Source organism: Ramlibacter sp. G4-7 (assembly GCF_057784995.1).
Genome location: NZ_JBYNTT010000002.1, coordinates 337,219 through 354,311 on the forward strand (window position 1 = coordinate 337,219; position 17,093 = coordinate 354,311).

At 68.3% G+C, this 17,093-nt stretch carries 14 protein-coding genes; all 14 read right to left on the reverse strand.

Going from position 1 to position 17,093, the window contains the following annotated elements:
• Positions 1–4 precede the first annotated feature (4 nt).
• The gene (locus tag AC3EGR_RS04585; protein ID WP_488545259.1) at positions 5–958 is read right to left on the reverse strand and encodes a glutathione S-transferase family protein; all 954 of its coding nucleotides are present in this window, start codon (positions 956–958) and stop codon (positions 5–7) included.
• 11 nt (positions 959–969) lie between these two features.
• Complete coding sequence (locus AC3EGR_RS04590; RefSeq protein WP_488545260.1) at positions 970–2,655, reverse strand: isovaleryl-CoA dehydrogenase; 1,686 nt, start codon at positions 2,653–2,655, stop codon at positions 970–972.
• A 58-nt stretch (positions 2,656–2,713) separates the two neighbouring features.
• Positions 2,714–3,730, reverse strand: a complete 1,017-nt coding sequence (locus tag AC3EGR_RS04595; RefSeq protein WP_488545261.1) for an NADP-dependent oxidoreductase — start codon at positions 3,728–3,730, stop codon at positions 2,714–2,716.
• Between the two features lie 14 nt (positions 3,731–3,744).
• A complete protein-coding gene (locus AC3EGR_RS04600; protein ID WP_488545262.1) occupies positions 3,745–4,173 on the reverse strand; it encodes a PaaI family thioesterase in 429 nt (142 codons plus the stop codon).
• A gap of 4 nt (positions 4,174–4,177) precedes the next feature.
• On the reverse strand, positions 4,178–4,969 hold the full coding sequence (locus AC3EGR_RS04605; protein ID WP_488545263.1) for an SDR family oxidoreductase: 792 nt from the start codon (positions 4,967–4,969) through the stop codon (positions 4,178–4,180).
• A gap of 13 nt (positions 4,970–4,982) precedes the next feature.
• Entirely contained in the window at positions 4,983–6,809 is a 1,827-nt protein-coding gene (locus tag AC3EGR_RS04610; RefSeq protein WP_488545264.1) for an acyl-CoA dehydrogenase, read from the reverse strand.
• 110 nt (positions 6,810–6,919) lie between these two features.
• Complete coding sequence (locus AC3EGR_RS04615) at positions 6,920–8,095, reverse strand: acetyl-CoA C-acyltransferase (protein WP_488545265.1); 1,176 nt, start codon at positions 8,093–8,095, stop codon at positions 6,920–6,922.
• 30 nt (positions 8,096–8,125) lie between these two features.
• Complete coding sequence (locus tag AC3EGR_RS04620; RefSeq protein ID WP_488545266.1) at positions 8,126–9,601, reverse strand: M20 family peptidase; 1,476 nt, start codon at positions 9,599–9,601, stop codon at positions 8,126–8,128.
• 8 nt (positions 9,602–9,609) lie between these two features.
• Complete coding sequence (locus AC3EGR_RS04625; RefSeq protein WP_488545267.1) at positions 9,610–11,712, reverse strand: 3-hydroxyacyl-CoA dehydrogenase NAD-binding domain-containing protein; 2,103 nt, start codon at positions 11,710–11,712, stop codon at positions 9,610–9,612.
• 175 nt (positions 11,713–11,887) lie between these two features.
• Positions 11,888–12,583, reverse strand: a complete 696-nt coding sequence (locus AC3EGR_RS04630; RefSeq protein WP_488545268.1) for an ABC transporter ATP-binding protein — start codon at positions 12,581–12,583, stop codon at positions 11,888–11,890.
• Between the two features lie 2 nt (positions 12,584–12,585).
• Positions 12,586–13,365 (reverse strand): ABC transporter ATP-binding protein, encoded by a 780-nt coding sequence (locus AC3EGR_RS04635; RefSeq protein ID WP_488545269.1) that lies wholly within the window; start codon positions 13,363–13,365, stop codon positions 12,586–12,588.
• The gene (locus AC3EGR_RS04640) at positions 13,362–14,699 is read right to left on the reverse strand and encodes a branched-chain amino acid ABC transporter permease (protein ID WP_488545332.1); all 1,338 of its coding nucleotides are present in this window, start codon (positions 14,697–14,699) and stop codon (positions 13,362–13,364) included. Before AC3EGR_RS04640 ends, AC3EGR_RS04635 begins: the two co-directional genes overlap by 4 nt.
• Before the next feature lie 70 nt (positions 14,700–14,769).
• The gene (locus AC3EGR_RS04645; RefSeq protein ID WP_488545270.1) at positions 14,770–15,717 is read right to left on the reverse strand and encodes a branched-chain amino acid ABC transporter permease; all 948 of its coding nucleotides are present in this window, start codon (positions 15,715–15,717) and stop codon (positions 14,770–14,772) included.
• Between the two features lie 106 nt (positions 15,718–15,823).
• Positions 15,824–17,056: a branched-chain amino acid ABC transporter substrate-binding protein gene (locus AC3EGR_RS04650; RefSeq protein WP_488545271.1), complete on the reverse strand. Its 1,233-nt coding sequence runs from the start codon at positions 17,054–17,056 to the stop codon at positions 15,824–15,826.
• Between the last annotated feature and the right edge of the window lie 37 nt (positions 17,057–17,093).

A 17,093-nucleotide genomic window follows, 5' to 3' on the forward strand; every position in this document is an offset into this window, starting at 1 on the left:
GGCCTCAGGTGGCGGCCAGCGCGCGCAGCACGTAGCCCACGCGCGGGAAATGCACGTGCACGACGCCGGCGCGCGCGTCTTCGCGCCGCAGGCTGTAGTGCGTGCGCGTGGCGGCGATCAGTTCGCCCTCGGTGGCCTCGGTGCCGAAGGACTCCGGCGTGATGCTCACGCGGCTGCCCAGCGCGATGCCGTGGTCGTCCTGGAAGGCGCTGTCGATCAGCAGGTTGGCGCCGGCCGCCGCCGGTTCCGCCGCCTGCGCGATGGCGATCGCATCGGCCGGGGTGAGCCTGGTCATCGCGCCATGGCCGATCGCTTCCATGCGGTTGGCCCACTCGCCCACCGAAGGGGTGGCATTGAGGACGTCGGCCAGCACCGGGACCTGGTTGCGGGTGTACCAGATGCCGTGGTACGCGGCGAAATCCGCCACGCAGGGCTCGACGCCGAACAGGAAGTCGTGCTCGTCGACCATGTTGGCGATGCGGCGCAGGTAGGAGCGGTAGGCGGAAGTCGCGTCCCCGGGCCGCAGGCGCACGAGGTTGGCCGACATCGCCTTGCGGTCTTCGGAAAAGGCCTTGGCGGTCTCCGGCGGCGCCTTGGCGAACACGTGCGCGGCGCCGCGCGGCTGCAGGTTGTAGCCCATGGCCGCCCAGAACAGGCTGGAGTCGGCCCACTGCGCGAAGACGCGGCACACGCCCTTGAGGTGCGGCGGATACAGCGAGGGCTCGGGGCGCACGTGCTCCAGCACGTCGCAGATCAGGGCCGTGTCGCAATAGATGTCGGCGCCGACCTGCAGCACCGGGGTGCGGCGGTAGCCGCCCGTGAGCGCCACCACGTCCGGCTTGGGCAGGATGGGCGGCACGAGCACCGACTTCCACGGCAGCTTCTTGTAGCCCAGGATCAGGCGCATCTTCTCCGAGAACGGCGAGCTGGCGTAGTGGTGCAGGATCAGGTCGTTCATGTCGTTCGTGCTCAGTGCGGCATGGCGCGCTGCAGGATGGTGTCGAAATCGGTGCGGGACGACAGGGTGCCGAAGGCCTGGCCCCAGTCGCCGCCCAGGCGCGAGGCGCAGAAGGCCGCGAACACCGAAGGGGGCGCCGACTGGTGCAGCAGCGCGGCCTGGACGGCGAGCGCCACGTCCTGCGCCAGCCGGCGGGCTTCCACTTCCGTGGCCATTTCCTCCACGCGCGCGGGCAGGCCGGCCGCCAGCCGGTCCAGCGCGGCATGCGCGCCCCGGGCCGGCGCCAGCTCCTGCGCCAGCGCGGCGGCCGCGTCGGCCTTGCGCAACGCGCGCAGCAGGTCCAGCGCCATGATGTTGCCGGCGCCTTCCCAGATCGAGTTGAGCGGCATCTCGCGGTAGATGCGGGCCATGATGCCCTGCCCGCCCTCCTCCACGTAGCCGTTGCCGCCCAGGCACTCCATCGCCTCCTGGGCGAAGTGGCTGCCGCGCTTGCAGATCCAGAACTTGGCCACGGGCGTGAGCAGGCGCGCCATCGCGGCCTCGTGGGCGTCGCCGCGGCGGTCGAAGGCGCGCGCCAGGCGCAGCGCCAGGGCGGTGGCCGCTTCGCTTTCCAGCGCGAGGTCCGCCAGCACGTTGCGCATCAGCGGCTGCTCGAGGAGGCGCTTGCCGAAGGCCATGCGCTGTCCGGTGTGGTTCAGCGCCAGCGAGAGCGCGTGGCGCATCAGGCCGCTGGTGCCCAACGCGCAGTCCAGCCGCGTCATCGTGCCCATTTCGAGGATCTGCGGCACGCCGCGCCCCTCCTCGCCCACCAGCCAGGCGGTGGCCTCGTGGAACTCCACCTCGGAGCTCGCATTGGCCTTGTTGCCCAGCTTGTCCTTCAGGCGCTGGATGCGGATCGCGTTGCGGCTGCCGTCCGGCAGCACGCGCGGCAGGAACAGGCAGCTCAGGCCCGAGCCCGTCTGCGCCAGGACCAGGAAGGCGTCGCACATGGGCGCCGAGAAGAACCACTTGTGGCCGGTCACGGCGTAGCGCGCACCCCAGTCGTCGTTGCCGCGCGGCTCCGCGCGCGTCGTGTTGGCGCGCACGTCCGAGCCGCCCTGCTTCTCGGTCATGCCCATGCCCATGGTCACGCCCGCCTTCTGGCTGACGGGCAGCAGCCGCGGGTCGTACCTGCGGCTGGTGAGCTTCGGCGCCCAGTCGCGGAACACGCCGGCGTTGCCGCGCAGCGCGGGCGTCACCGCGTACGTCATGGAGATGGGGCACAGGATGGAGGGCTCCAGCTCGGTGAAGAGCATGAAGCCGGCGGCGCGCAGGACATGGGGTGACGCACCCCCTGCGCCTCCGCCCGGGCCGTGCCCCGAAGAGGCCGGGAGGGAAGAAAGCCAGGGCGTGCCGTGCAGGCCGGCTGCCACCGCGGCCGACATCAGCGCGTGGTAGCTGGGATGGAATTCGACCTCGTCGATGCGGCGGCCGAAGCGGTCGTGCGTGCGCAGCTCCGGCGTGTGCGTGTTCGCAAGGCGCGCATGCTGCTGCATGGCGGCGCTGCCCACGAGGGCGCCCAGCTCCTGCAAGGGGGCGGTGTCCAGGTCGGGCGCATGCAAGCGCAGCGCGTCGCGCAGCGGCCGGTTCGTGGCGAACAGGTTGGTGTCGACCAGCGGCTCGGGCTGGTTGAAGACTTCGTGCGTGAGCTCGGGCATGGCACCTCCCAGCGGGGTGCGCCTAGTATGGCGCACCTCGGGCGCAGGCCAGGCCTGCTCAGACCAGCTTGACCAGCTGCTTGCCGAAGTTCCTGCCTTTGAGCATGCCCAGGAAGGCATCGGGCGCGGCAGCCAGACCTTGGGCCACCGACTCGCGCGGGCGCAGATTGCCGGAGGCCACCAGCGATCCCAGTTCCTGCAGGGCCTGCGGCCAGACCTCCATGTGCTCGCTGACGATGAAGCCCTGCACCAGCAGGCGGTTGGTCAGGAGCAGCTGCGGATAGGCCATCGGAATGGGCTTGCCGTCGTAGCCGGCGATCATCCCGCACAGGGCGATGCGGCCGAAGGCGTTCATGCGCAGCATCACGGCGTCCATCACCATGCCGCCGACGTTCTCGAAGTAGCCGTCGACGCCCGCCGGGCACGCTTCCTTGACGGCCTTCGACAGCGAGTGCGCGTCCTGGTGCGGCCGGTAGTCGACGCAGGCGTCGAAGCCCAGCTCCTCGGTGACGTAGCGGCACTTGTCGGGACCGCCGGCAATGCCGACGGCGCGGCAGCCCCGGGCCTTGGCGAGCGCGCCGAACGCGCTGCCCACGGCGCCGCTGGCGGCGCTCACCACCAGCGTCTGGCCGGCCTTGGGCTGGAGGATGCCGTTGAGGCCATACCACGCCGTCACGCCCGGCATGCCCACGGCGCCCAGGTAATAGGACAGCGGCACGTGCGTGGTGTCCACCTTGCGCAGCGCACCCGGCTGGTCGGCGGCGACCACGGCGTACTCCTGCCAGCCGCCCATGCCCACCACCTTGTCGCCGACGGCGTACTTCGGGCTGCGGCTCTCGACCACCTCGCCCACGGTGCCGCCCTGCATCACCTGGCCCAGCGGCTGCGGCGCCGCATAGCTCTTGGCGTCGTTCATGCGTCCGCGCATGTAGGGATCGAGGCTGAGGAAATGGTTGCGCACCAGCACCTCGCCGTCCTTGAGCGCCGGCGTGTCCGCCTCGACCAGCTTGAAGTTGCTGGCCGCGGCTTCGCCTTGCGGGCGGTTGTCCAGCAGGATCTGCTTGTTCTTCGGCATGGTGGCCTCCTGTCTCAGTCGGTGGAGATGGTATTGGCCGGCGCGCCCGGCGCCGGCTGCTTGACGTACTTGAAGGTGCCGGTGGCGTGCGCGCACGCGTTGCCGGCCTCGTCGAAGACGGTGCCTTCGGTGAAGGCCATGGATTTCGTGCGGTGCATCAGCCGGCCCTTGCCGGTCAGCAGCCCCTCGCACGGCCGCATGAAGGTGGTCTTCATCTCGATGGTGACGACGCCGACCTGCGGGTCCACGCTGCGCGCCGCGGTCGCCATGGTCACGTCCAGCAGCGTCATGATCGCGCCGCCGTGGGTGACCAGGAACGAGTTCAGGTGCTCGCGCTTCGGCAGGTACTTCAGTTCCGAACGTCCGCCTTCCATGACCACCAGATCGAAGCCGAGGTGGTCGACGAAGGGGATCTCGACGCCGAAAAGCTTGGGAGTCGCCACGCGTTCAGCCTCCGGTGATCATGGACACGCCGCCATCCACGGCGAGCCACTGGCCGGTGATGTGCTTGCCGGCGTCGGAGGCGAACAGCAGCGCCGTGCCCTTGAGGTCCTCGTCGTCGCCCAGCCGGCGCAGCGGCGCGTGGGCAGCGAGCTTGTCCTCGCCCAGGCGCTCCAGCAGGCCCTTGGTCATCTTGCTCGGGAAGAAGCCAGGGCAGATCGCATTGACGTTGATGCCGTACTTGCCCCATTCGCCGGCCAGGGCCTGCGTGAAGGTGATCACCGCGCCCTTGGAGGTGTTGTAGGCCAGCGTGCTCATCTCCGCCGGGTTGCCGCCCAGGCCCGCGATGGAAGCGATGTTGATGATGCGGCCGGACTGGCGCGGGATCATGCTGCGCTTGCCCACCTGCTGCGCCAGCAGGAAGTAGCCGCGGATGTTGAGGTTCATCACCTTGTCCCAGGCCTCGACCGGGTGGTCCTCCGCCGGCGCGCCCCAGGCCGCCCCCGCGTTGTTGACCAGGATGTCGATCGCGCCCATGCGTTCCAGCGTCTGGTCGACCAGCTTGCGGATGTCGTCCTCGCGCGCGCAGTCCGCGGCGATCCAGCGCGCGTCGATGCCGGCCGCCTGCAGGTCGCCGGTCGCCTCTTCCAGGTCTTCGGCCTTGCGCGAGCTGAGCATGATGCGCGCGCCGGCCTCGCCGAGCGCGTGCGCGAGCTGCAGGCCGAGGCCGCGCGAGCCGCCGGTGACGAGGGCGGTCTTGCCCTTGAGGTCGAACAGTTGCTGGATGGTTCGGGTCATGCGGTCTCCGGGTTCAGAAAGCCTCTTCGGGCATGGTGGCGCAGGTGGGGTCGCGCGTTTCCACCACGCGCAGCCAGGCGGCAATCCTGGGCAGCTCGTAGCGGAAGAAGTAGCGGGCCGCGCGCAGGCGGCCCTCTGCAGCCGCATCCGCGGGGTGCACGGGAAGCGAAGCCACCACGTCCAGCCAGGTCCAGGCGATCACCAGGTGTCCGAAAGCCTGCATGTAGGGTACCGCGTTCGCGAGGGCGTCGGCCGGGTTGCCCGTGGCCCAGGCGGCCTTGGTGGCGGCGCCGACCTTCTGCAGCGCCTGGCCGAGCGCGTTGGCCTCGTCGGCCAGGTGCGGCTGCTGGATCGCCCGCTCGATGGTGGCGTTGATGCGGCCGGCCAGCAGCATCAGGCCTTTGCCGCCTTCCATGACCACCTTGCGTCCCAGCAGGTCGGCCGCCTGGATGCCGTGGGTGCCTTCGTGGATCATGTTCAGGCGGTTGTCGCGCCAGTACTGCTCCACCGGGAAGTCGCGCGTGTAGCCATAGCCGCCGTGCACCTGGATCGCCAGCGAGTTGGCCTCCAGGCAGAACTCGCTGGGCCAGCTCTTGGCCACCGGCGTCAGCACCTCCAGCAGCAGCCGTGCTTCCTCGGCGGCCTCGGGCGTGCCGGTGTGCTGCTCGTCGACCAGGCGCGCGCACTGCAGCAGCAGCGCCAGCGCGCCTTCGCAGTACGACTTCTGCGCCAGCAGCATGCGCTTGATGTCGGCGTGCTCGATGATGCGCACCTGCGGCTGCGCGGCGTCCTTGCCCGCGGGTCCGACCGGGCGCCCCTGGGGGCGGTTCTTCGCGTAGTCGAGCGATGCGTAGAAGCCCGCGAGTCCAAGCGCCGTGGCCGCCAGGCCGATGCCGATGCGCGCCTCGTTCATCATGTGGAACATGCAGCGCAGGCCTTCGCCCGGCTTGCCCACGAGATAGCCGACGGCGCCGGCAGCGCCCCGCACCGGGTACTTGCCTTCGCCGAAATTGAGCAGCGTGTTGGTCGTGCCGCGCCAGCCCAGCTTGTGGTTCAGGCCCGCCAGTGCCACGTCATTGCGCTCGCCGGTGAGCCGGCCCTCGGTGTCCACCATCTTCTTGGGCACGATGAACAGCGAGATGCCGCGCGTGCCCGGCACCAGCTTGCCGTCCGGACCGGGGATCTTCGCCAGCACCAGGTGCACGATGTTCTCCGCCAGCTCGTGTTCGCCGGCGGAAATCCACATCTTGTTGCCCTTGAGGCGGTAGCGCGGGCCCAGGGGGTCGCTCTCGAAATCGGGGCCGTCGGGCGTGGCGCGCGTGGCGACGTCCGACAAGGAGGAACCTGCTTGCGGCTCCGACAGTGCCATGGTGCCGGAGAAGCGGCCGCTGAACTCGTTGCGCGCGAACACGGCCTTCTGCAGCTCGGTGCCGTGCACCAGCAGCAGGTTGGCGTTGCCCTTGGTGAGCAGGCCGCCGCCTATGCTGACCGAGGCCATCGCGAAGAAGGTCCCCGCCGCGGCCTCGACGGTGTACGGCAGCTGCATGCCGCCCTCTTCGTAATCCTGCGCGGCGCTGAGCATGCCGGAGCCCACGTAAGCATCGTGGGCGTCGTGCGTGGCCTGGGGCAGGATCACCTTCTCCCCGTCGAAGCGCGGCTCCTCGGTGTCCACCAGCCGGTTGAAGGGCGCGTACTTCTCGCGCGCGATGCGCTCGCAGGTGTCCAGCACCGCATCGAAGGTTTCCCGCGAGTGCTCGGCAAACCTGTCGCGCTCGTTCAGACGATCGGCATGCAGCCAGTCGTACAACAGGAAATCGAGGGTGGGTCGGAGGGCGGACATGCGAATACCTTCACGCAGCGGCGCGGAGGACGCGAAGACTCGCAGAGAAACTTCCTGTGGCGTCCTCTGTGGCCGTCTGCGCCTTTGCGCCGCTGCGGTGTCAATGCCTTTCAGAGAACCTCGAACACCCCCGCCGCGCCCATGCCGCCGCCGATGCACATGGTCACCACGACCTTCTTGGCGCCACGGCGCTTGCCTTCGATGAGGGCGTGGCCGGTCAGGCGCTGGCCGGAGACGCCATAGGGGTGGCCGACGGCGATGGCGCCGCCGTTGACGTTCAGCTGGTCGGCGGGGATACCCAGCTTGTCGCGGCAGTACAGGACCTGCACCGCGAAGGCCTCGTTGAGTTCCCACAGGTCGATGTCGTTCACCGTCAGGCCCAGGCGCTTGAGCACCTTGGGCACGGCGAACACCGGGCCGATGCCCATCTCGTCGGGCTCGCAGCCCGCCACCGCGAAACCGAGGAAGCGGCCCAGGGGCTTGAGGTTGTTGCGGCTGGCGTACTCCTCGCTCACCACGACGCAGGCGCCGGCGCCGTCGGAGAACTGGCTGGCGTTGCCGGCGGTGATCACGCCGCCGGGCAGCGCCGGCCGGATGCCGGAGATGTTTTCCTTGGTGGTGCCGGGGCGCAGGCCCTCGTCCTGGGAGACGGTGACTTCCTTGGTGATCAGTCCCATCACCGCGTCGGCCACGCCGGCCTTGACCGTGATCGGGGCGATCTCGTCCTTGAACTTGCCCGCCTGCTGCGCCGCGACCGCCTTCTGCTGGCTGGCCGCGCCGTATTCGTCCATGCGGTCGCGCGAGATCTCGTAGCGCTTGGCGACCTGTTCCGCCGTCTGCAGCATCGACCAGTAGATCTCCGGCTTCTTGCGGTCCAGCGACGGGTCGCGCAGCATGTGCTGGTTCATTTCCTGCTGCACGCAGGAGATGCTCTCGACGCCGCCGGCGACGTAGACGTCGCCTTCGCCCGCCACGATGCGTTGCGACGCCAGGGCGATGGTCTGCAGGCCCGAGGAGCAGAAGCGGTTGACGGTGAGGCCCGAGACCGTGACAGGGCAGTCGGCCATCAGCGCGATCTGGCGCGCGATGTTGGCGCCGGTGGCGCCTTCGGGGTTGGCGCAGCCCATGATGACGTCCTCCACCGCGTCTGGGGACACACCGGCGCGCTGCAGCGCGTGCTTGACGGCGTGGCCGCCCAGCGTGGCGCCGTGCGTCATGTTGAACGCGCCCTTCCAGCTCTTGGCGAGGGGCGTGCGGGCGGTGGAGACGATGACGGCCTTGGTCATGGTGGATTGCCTTTCAGGAAGGGGGTCGTGTCAGGGGGCCGGCGCGTTCAGGTTGCGCAGCAGCTGGTGGTAGAAGCGCACGAGCTCGCCGAGGTTGGCCACGGCCAGGCGCTCGTTGGTGCCGTGCAGCGCGCGCAGGTCCTCGGGCTTCACGCGCACGGGGGAAAAGCGGTAGATGTTGCCGGTCAGGCCGGTGAAATGGTGCGAGTCGGAACCGGCCACGTACAGCGCGGGCGTCACCACCGTGTCGGGGAACAGCGAGCGCAGCGTGCGGTTGAGCACCTGGTAGGACGGCGCGCTGGTCGGCGAGACGCCGGTGGGGTCGACGGCGCCGGGCAGCTCGCCGATCTCGAAGTCGGGGCCGACCTTGGCGCGCACGTGCTGCAGCACGGTCTGCCGCGTTTCGCCCGGCATGATGCGGAAATTGACGGTGGCCTCGGCCTGGCCGGGGATCACGTTGTCCTTGTTGCCCGCCTGCACGATGGTCAGCGCCGTGGTGGTGCGCAGCATCGCGTTGGTGCTGCCGGCCTTTTCCAGCTGCGGCTGCACCAGCGGCCCGAACAGCCACAGGTTGGACAGGGCCACCCGCTGGAAGCCCGACATCTCCGGCGCCAGGGTCTCGAACATCTCGCGTGCCACGCCTTGCAGGCGCGCGGGCAGTTGCTCCTCGTCGAGCCGGCGCAGCGCCGCGCTCATCTTCGAGATCGCCGTCTGCCCGGGAGGCGGCGGCGCCGAGGCGTGGCCGGGCGTCCCCCTGGCCTTGAGCACGACCGAGATGTAGCCCTTCTCCGCGATGCCGACCAGGGCGGTGGGCTGCGTGACGCCGGGCATCATGCCTTCGGCGATGAACAGGCCCTCGTCGATGACGAAGTCCAGCTTGATGCCGCGGGACTCGAGCAGTTTCGCGATGGCCAGCGCCCCGCGCAGGCCGCTGACCTCCTCGTCGGCGCCGGCGACCAGGTACACGGTCTGGCGCGGCTGGAAGCCCGCCTCCAGCAGGGTCTCCACCGCCTGCATCTGGGCGACCAGGTTGCCCTTGTCGTCCCAGGCACCGCGGCCCCAGACGTAGCCGTCCCTGATCACGCCGCCGAAGGGCGGCGACTGCCACTTCGTCTCGGTGCCCGGCTCGATCGGCACCACGTCCTGGTGCGCCATGAGGGCGATCGGCTTGGCCGCCGGTTCGCTGCCCTTCCAGGTGTAGAGCAGGCTCAGGCCGCCGACGGTTTCGCGTTGCAGGCTGGCGTGCAGCCTGGGGAAGCGCTGCTCCAGGTAGGCGTGCAGCTTGCGGAACTCCGCCGCGTTCAGTTCGGGATCCGTCAGGCTGGAGACGGTCTGGAAGCGCAGGGCCCCCGCGAGCTTCTCCGCCACGACCATGTCGTCGACGGCGAGAACCGCGGCGGGCGGCACCTGCAGCTGGCGCGAGCCCTGCCGCCAGGTGTTCACGGCCACGGCGCCGGCCAGCAGCAGCACCGCGAGGACCACGAGCAGCAGGACGCGCTTGATCATCGGCGCCCTCAACCGTTGAAGCCCTTGCCTTCCTGCGCCAGCTTCAGCAGCAGGGGAGCGGGTTCCCAGAACCTGGCGTCGTCACGCGGGTTCTGCTGGAAGCGCTTCATCGCCTGCGCCACGTTGAACAGGCCGACCTGGTCCGCGTACAGCATGGGGCCGCCGCGGTGGATGGGGAAGCCGTAGCCCGTGATGTAGACCATGTCCACGTCGCTGGCGCGGGCGGCGATGCCCTCTTCCACGATGCGGGCGCCCTCGTTGACCAGCGCGTACACCAGGCGCTGCACGATCTCGTCGTCGGAGATCCTGCGCGGCTCGATGCCGAGTGACTTGCGGTGCTCCGCGACCATGTCCTCGACCAGCTTGGACGGGATCGCGTCGCGCTTGCCCTGCTGGTAGTCGTACCAGCCGGCGCCCGTCTTCTGGCCGAAGCGGCCCAACTCGCACAGCTTGTCGGCGGTGCGGCTGTAAAGCATGTTGGGACGCTCCTGCGCGCGGCGCTTGCGGATCGCCCAGCCGATGTCGTTGCCCGCCAGGTCGCCCATGCGGAAGGGCCCCATGGCGAAGCCGAAGCGCTCGATGGCCTTGTCCACCTGCTGCGGCGTGGCGCCTTCGTCCAGCAGGAAGCCGGCCTGGCGGCTGTACTGCTCGATCATGCGGTTGCCGATGAAGCCGTCGGTGACGCCGGAGACCACCGCGGTCTTCTTGATCTTCTTGGCCAGCGCCATGACGGTGGCGAGCACGTCCTTGCCCGTCTTCTCGCCGCGCACCACCTCCAGCAGCTTCATCACGTTCGCGGGGCTGAAGAAGTGCAGGCCGACCACGTCCTGGGGCCGCTTGGTGAAGGCGGCGATCTTGTTCAGGTCCAGCGTGGAGGTGTTGGAGGCGAGGATCGCGCCCTTCTTCATCACCTCGTCGAGCTTCGTGAAGACCTGCTGCTTGACGCCCATGTCCTCGAACACGGCCTCGATCACCAGGTCGGCGTCCTTGATCTCGTCGTAGGAGAGCGAGGTCTTGAGCAGGGACATGCGCTGCTCCAGCTTGTCCTGCTTGAGCTTGCCCTTGGCGACCTGCACCTCGTAGTTCTTGCGCATGACCCCCGTGCCGCGGTCCAGCATCTCCTGCTTCATCTCCAGCATGGTCACCGGGATGCCCGCGTTGAGGAAGTTCATGGCGATGCCGCCGCCCATGGTGCCGGCGCCGATCACGGCCACCTTCTCGATCTTGCGCTGCGGCGTGTCGTCCGGAACGTCGGCGATCTTGGAGGCCGCACGCTCGGCCATGAACAGGTGGCGCAGCGCGCGCGATTCCGGCGTGAACATCAGCGCCGTGAAGATCTCGCGCTCGTAGGCCATGCCCTCGTCGAAGCGCTTCTTGGTCGAAGCCTCGACGGCGTCGACGCACTTGGCGGGCGCCGGGAAGTTCTTGGCCATGCCCTTGACCATGTTGCGGGCGAACTGGAAGTAGGCGTCGCCCATCGGGTGCTTCGAAGGGAGGTTGCGCACCAGCGGCAGCGGCCGCGTCGCCGCGACCGAGCGGGCGAAGGCGATCGCCTCCTCCTGCAGCGACTCGGGCGATGCCGCCATCTTGTCGAACAGTTTCTGGCCGGGGATCTGCGCCAGCATCTCGCTCTTGACCGGCTCGCCGCTGACGATCATGTTCAGGGCCACTTCGACCCCCAGCACGCGCGGCAGGCGCATGGTGCCGCCGGCGCCCGGGATCAGGCCCAGCTTCACCTCGGGCAGGGCGATGTTGGCGCCGGGCGCGGCGATGCGGTAGTGGCAGCCCAGGGACAGCTCCAGCCCGCCGCCCATGGCCACCGAATGGATCGCCGCGACGATGGGCTTGGCCGAGTTCTCGCAGGCGAGGATGACCGACAGCAGGTTCGGGTCCTGCGTGGCCTTCATGCTGCCGAATTCCTTGATGTCCGCGCCGCCCGAGAAAGCCCGGCCGGCGCCGGTCAGCACGATGGCCTTGACGGCGGGGTCCGCGTTCGCCTTCTCGAGGCCCTGCGTGATCGCGACACGGGTGGCGTAACCCAGGCCGTTGACGGGCGGGTTGTTCATCGTGATCACGGCGACGTCGCCATGCACCTTGTATTCAGCCGTCATGCGGAAATCTCCAGTGGGTGGTGTAGGTGGAGCGGACAAGAAAAGAACGGTCGTTCGCTTTTGCGCGATTCTAGGGTGGGAAGCGCCTCGCGGCCGCGACCGATGTCACGACCGGGACAAAACGGCCAAGGTCTATCACAAGCGGCCGCGCAACTCCAGCGCGACCGCAGGCCTTTCAGACCTCCAGCCACTCCTTGCGGATGTAAGCGTCGGCGCGCAGCGTGTCCGGCGTGCCGTGGAAGACGATGCTCCCATGCCCCATGACCAGCGCGCGGTCCGAGATGGCCATGGCGATCGTGAGTTTCTGCTCGATCAGCAGCACCGACACGCCGCGGGTCTTGAGGGTCTTGAGGTATTCGCCCACCAGTTCCACGATCTTGGGAGCCAGGCCTTCGGTGGGCTCGTCGATGATGATCAGGTCGGGGTCGCCCATGAGCGTGCGGCACAGGGTCAGCATCTGCTGCTCGCCGCCCGAGAGGACGCCGGCTTCGGTGTGCTGGCGCTCCTTGAGCCGCGGGAACATGCCGTACATGTCGTCGAAGCTCCAGCGCCCCTTCTGCTTGGCGCTCTTCTGCCCGAGCATCAGGTTCTGGTGCACCGTGAGCTTGGGAAAGATGTCCCGGTTTTCCGGCACGTAGCCCAGCCCCAGGTGGGCGATCTCGTAGGGCTTGCGGCCCTGGATCTCGCCGCCCTTCCAGCGCACGCTGCCGGTGCTTTCGACCATGCCCATGATGGCCTTGGCGGTCGTCGAGCGGCCGGAGCCGTTGCGCCCCAGCAGCGCCACGATCTCGCCCTCGCCCACATCGAACTGCACCCCGTGCAGCACGTGGCTCTTGCCGTAGTAGGCGTGCAGGTTGTCGATCTTCAGCATGTTCAGTGGCCTCCCGCCTGCTGGTCGGCGACGACCGAGCCGAGGTAGGCCTCCTGCACGCGGCGGTTGGCGCGCACGCGCTCCGGCGTGTCGTAGGCGATGATCTCCCCGTACACGACCACCGCGATCTTGTCGGCCAGGCCGAACACCACGCCCATGTCGTGCTCCACGGTCAGCAGCGTCTTGCCCACGGTCACTTCCTTGATCAGCGCGATGAAGCGGCGGGTCTCCTCGCGGCTCATGCCCGCCGTGGGCTCGTCCAGCAGGATCACGCTGGCGCCGCCGGCGATGGTGATGCCCACCTCCAGCGCGCGCTGCTCGGCGTACGTCAGGTTCACGGCGAGGACGTCGCGCTTCTTGTGCAGCCGGATGCGCTCCATGAGCTCCTCGGCGCGCTCGTTCGCGTCCGTGAGGTCGGCCAGGAACTTCAGGAAGGTGTACTTGTAGCCCAGGCTCCACAGCACGCCGCAGCGCAGGTTCTCGAACACCGACAGCTTGGGGAAGATGTTGGTGATCTGGAAGCTGCGCGACAGCCCAAGCCGGTTGATCTCGAAAGGCTTCTTGCCGTCGATGCGCTGGCCATGCAGCAGCACCTGGCCGCTGGTGGGCGCGAAGCGGCCGCTGACCAGGTTGAACAGCGTCGACTTGCCGGCGCCGTTGGGGCCGATCACCGCGACGCGTTCGCCCGGCGCGATCTGCAGGCTGCAGCCGCGGATGATCTCCGTGCGGCCGAAACTCTTGCGCACGTCCTTGAGTTCCAGCGCGGGGGTGGTGCCGGTCACAGCGCTTCCCTCCGCTTGACTTCCTTCTCGATGAACTCCTGGATCTCGCCCCACTGGCGCAGGAACTCGCGCCGGGCCAGTTCGAACATGCCCAGGCCCGTGGCCATGACGAAGGCGGCGCCGAACCAGCTGTTGACGCCGTGGGCGTCCAGCGGGATGCCCAGGAAGTGCAGCCTGGGCCCGAGCGCGGCATTGAGCTTCAGGTGGTACACCATCTCGATCATCGCCCCCGCCCCGATCAGCGCGACCAGCGCCGTCACGGCCAGGGCCAGGTAACTGACCCAGATCTCCTTCAGGCGGCCGAAGGAGGCGACCCGCAGGTTCATCATGATCAGGCTGGCGATGCCGCCGGGGGCGTACATCACCATGAACAGGAACACCAGCCCGAGGTACAGCAGCCAGGCCTTGGTGAACTCCGACAGCAGCACGAAGGCCAGCACCATGAGCACGCCGCCGATGATCGGGCCGAAGAAGAAGGTGGCGCCGCCCAGGAACGTGAACAGCAGGTAGGCGCCCGAACGCGAGCCGCTCACGACCTCGGAGGTCACGATCTCGAAGTTCAGCGCCGCCAGCCCGCCGGAGATGCCCGCGAAGAAGGCCGCGATGATGAACACGAGGTAGCGCACCATCTGCGTGTCGTAGCCGACGAATTCCACGCGCTCGGGGTTGTCGCGCACCGCGTTGATGATCCGTCCCAGCGGCGTGCGCGTGAAGGCGAACATCGCCGCCGTGCAGACGAAGGTGTAGACCGCGATCAGGTAGTACAGCTGGATCTGCGGGCCGAAGGTGATGCCCAGCGGCTTGGGCCCGGTCACGCGGTTGCCGGAGATGCCGCCCTCGCCGCCGAAGAACTCGGGGAACATCAGCGAAGAGGCCCACACCAGCTCGCCGATGCCCAGCGTGATCATGGCGAAGGGCGTGGCCGCCTTCTTGGTGGTCACGTAGCCGAAGACGACGGCGAACAGCGCGGAGGCGAGTCCGCCGGCCATGGGGACGAGGCTCACCGGGATCGGCCACGCACCCTTGGCCACCAGGTTGAGCGTGTGGATCGCGAGGAAGGCGCCCATGCCCGAATACACCGCATGGCCGAAGCTGAGCATGCCGCCCTGCCCGAGCAGCATGTTGTACGAGAGGCAGACGATGATCGCGATGCCCATCTGGCTGAGCATGGTGTGCGCCAGGCTGGTCGTGAACACCATGGGCGCCACCAGCAGCAGCAGCGCGAAGGCGCTCCAGACCACCCAGCGGCCCACGTTGTACGGCTTGAACTGGTAGTAGTCCTTGCCGCTGCGCCGCGCCGGCACCCGCGCGGGCGCCGTCGCCGGCAGGTCCATGGGCACGCCGGTGCGGCGGTTCTCGCGTTCGGCCTCGGAGCCCGCTTCGATGTCGGACAAGGTGCTCATGTCAGCCCTCCCGGGTGCCAAGGAGGCCCTTGGGGCGGAAGATCAGGATCAGCACCAGGAACACGTAGGGCAGGATCGGCGCGATCTGGCTGATCTTGAGCTTCCACAGCGTGTAGCCCGGGCTCGCAGGCGTGATCGCCATCCCCAGGGTCTGGAAGGCGCCCATGAGGGATGCGTCCACGCCCACGGCAAAGGTCTGGATGACGCCGATCAGCAGCGAAGCCACGAAGGCGCCCGCCAGCGAGCCCATGCCGCCCACGACCACCACGACGAAGATCACCGAGCCGACCGTCGCCGCCATGCCGGGTTCGGTGACGAAGGCGTTGCCGCCGATCACGCCCGCCAGCGCGGCCAGCGCGCAGCCGCCGCCGAACACCAGCATGAACACGCGCGGCACGTTGTGGCCCAGCGCCTCCACCGTGTCCGGATGCGTGAGCGCGGCCTGGATCACCAGCCCGATGCGCGTGCGCGTGAGCAGCAGCCAGATCGCCACCAGCATCAGCAGCGCGATCAGCATCATGAAGGCGCGGTACATGGGGAACTGCGTGCCGTAGATGGTGAACAGCGGCCCGTCCAGGATCGCCGGGACCCGGTAGTCCACGGAGCTGGTGCCCCAGACCAGCTGCACCATCTCCAGGATGATGAAGGACAGGCCGAACGTGATCAGCAGTTCCGGCACGTGGCCGAACTTGTGCACGCGCCGCAGCGCGTACTTCTCGAAGGCCGCGCCGATCAGCGCCACGAGCAGCGGCGAGAGCAGCAGGGCGGGGAAGAAGCCGACCAGCTGGCTGACCATGTACCCGAAGTACGCGCCCAGCATGTAGAAGCTCGCATGGGCGAAATTGAGCACGCCCATCATGCTGAAGATCAGCGTGAGGCCCGAGCTGAGCATGAACAGCAGCAGCCCGTAGCTGATGCCGTTCAGCAGCGAGATGGTGAAGAACTCCATTCGCGTCGTTTCCGTTCTGGTGGTCGCCGTGCCGCATTCTGCCGGCAGCGGCACGCAAAAAAAAGCCGGGACGCTGGCGGCCCCGGCTGCTGGCGTCGCCTGCGCGTCAACCCGCCGGACGCTTCATCTGGCAGCTGGTCGGCGTGCTGGACACGTACGGGTCCATCTGCTTGATCGGCACGAAGGTGTAGCCGGTCTTCTCCACGCTGTACTCGCCCTTCTTGGCCTTCTGCCACTTGGTGATGTACATGGTCTGCTGCAGCTGGTGGTCCGAGGCGCGCATGGTCACGTCGCCGGCGAAGCTCTTGACCGTCAGGCCTTCCAGCGCGCGGGCGACGGACAAGGGGTTGGTGCTCTTGGCCTTGGCCATCGCGCCGGCCAGCAGGTTGATGCCGTTGTAGGTGGCGTAGGTGTAGTAGTCGTCGTCGAACTTCTTGTTGAAGTCGGTCGCGATCTGGCCCAGCTCGCCGGTGTGGTTGGCATGGCCGTAGGCCACCACGTAGACCTCGCTGTCGCCGCCGGCGGCCAGCGCCGTCGGCGTGCCCGTGACACCGGCATAGTAGGTGTACATCGGGATCTTCAGGCCGGCGTCGTTCATGGCCTTGACCAGCAGCGTGAGGTCCTGGCCCCAGTTGCCGGTGAGCACGCTGTCGGCGCCGGACTGCTTGATCTTGGCGACGTAGGGCGCGAAGTCCTTGACCTGGCCGATGGGGTGCAGGTCCTCGCCGGCGATCTGCACGTCGGGGCGCTTGCGGGCGATGGCTTCCTTGAAGTACTTGGCGACCTGCTGGCCGTGCGAGTAGTTCTGGCCGATGACGTAGACCTTCTTGACCTTGGGCTGCTCCTTCATGAAGGAGGTCAGCGCCTCCATCTTCATGGAGGTGTCGGCGTCCAGGCGGAAATGCCAGAAGTCGCATTTCTCGTTGGTCATCGACGGGTCGACCGCGGCATAGTTGAGGTACACGACCTCCTTGCCGGGGTTGCGTTCGTTGTACTTGGAGACCGCGTCCTCCAGCGCCAGGCCCGCGCCCGAGCCGTTGCCCTGGGTGATGTAGCGGAAGCCCTGGTCGATGGCGGCCTTGAGCGTGTTCAGGCTTTCCTGCGGCGAGCCCTTGTTGTCGAAGCCGACCACCTCGAACTTCACGCCGGCGGGGTTGCGCGTGGACAGCTTCTCGGCGGCGAACTGCCAGCTCTTCAACTGGTTCTGGCCGACGTTCGCGAAGGGCCCCGACAGCGGGTCCATGAACGCGATCTTCACCGTCTCGCCCTTCTGCGCGAAGGCACCGCCGGACGCGGCGAGCACCGCGGCGGCGGCGACGATCCTGAACGTGAACTTCATTGCTGTCTCCTGTGGTGTGCAACGACAGCGCGCAGGG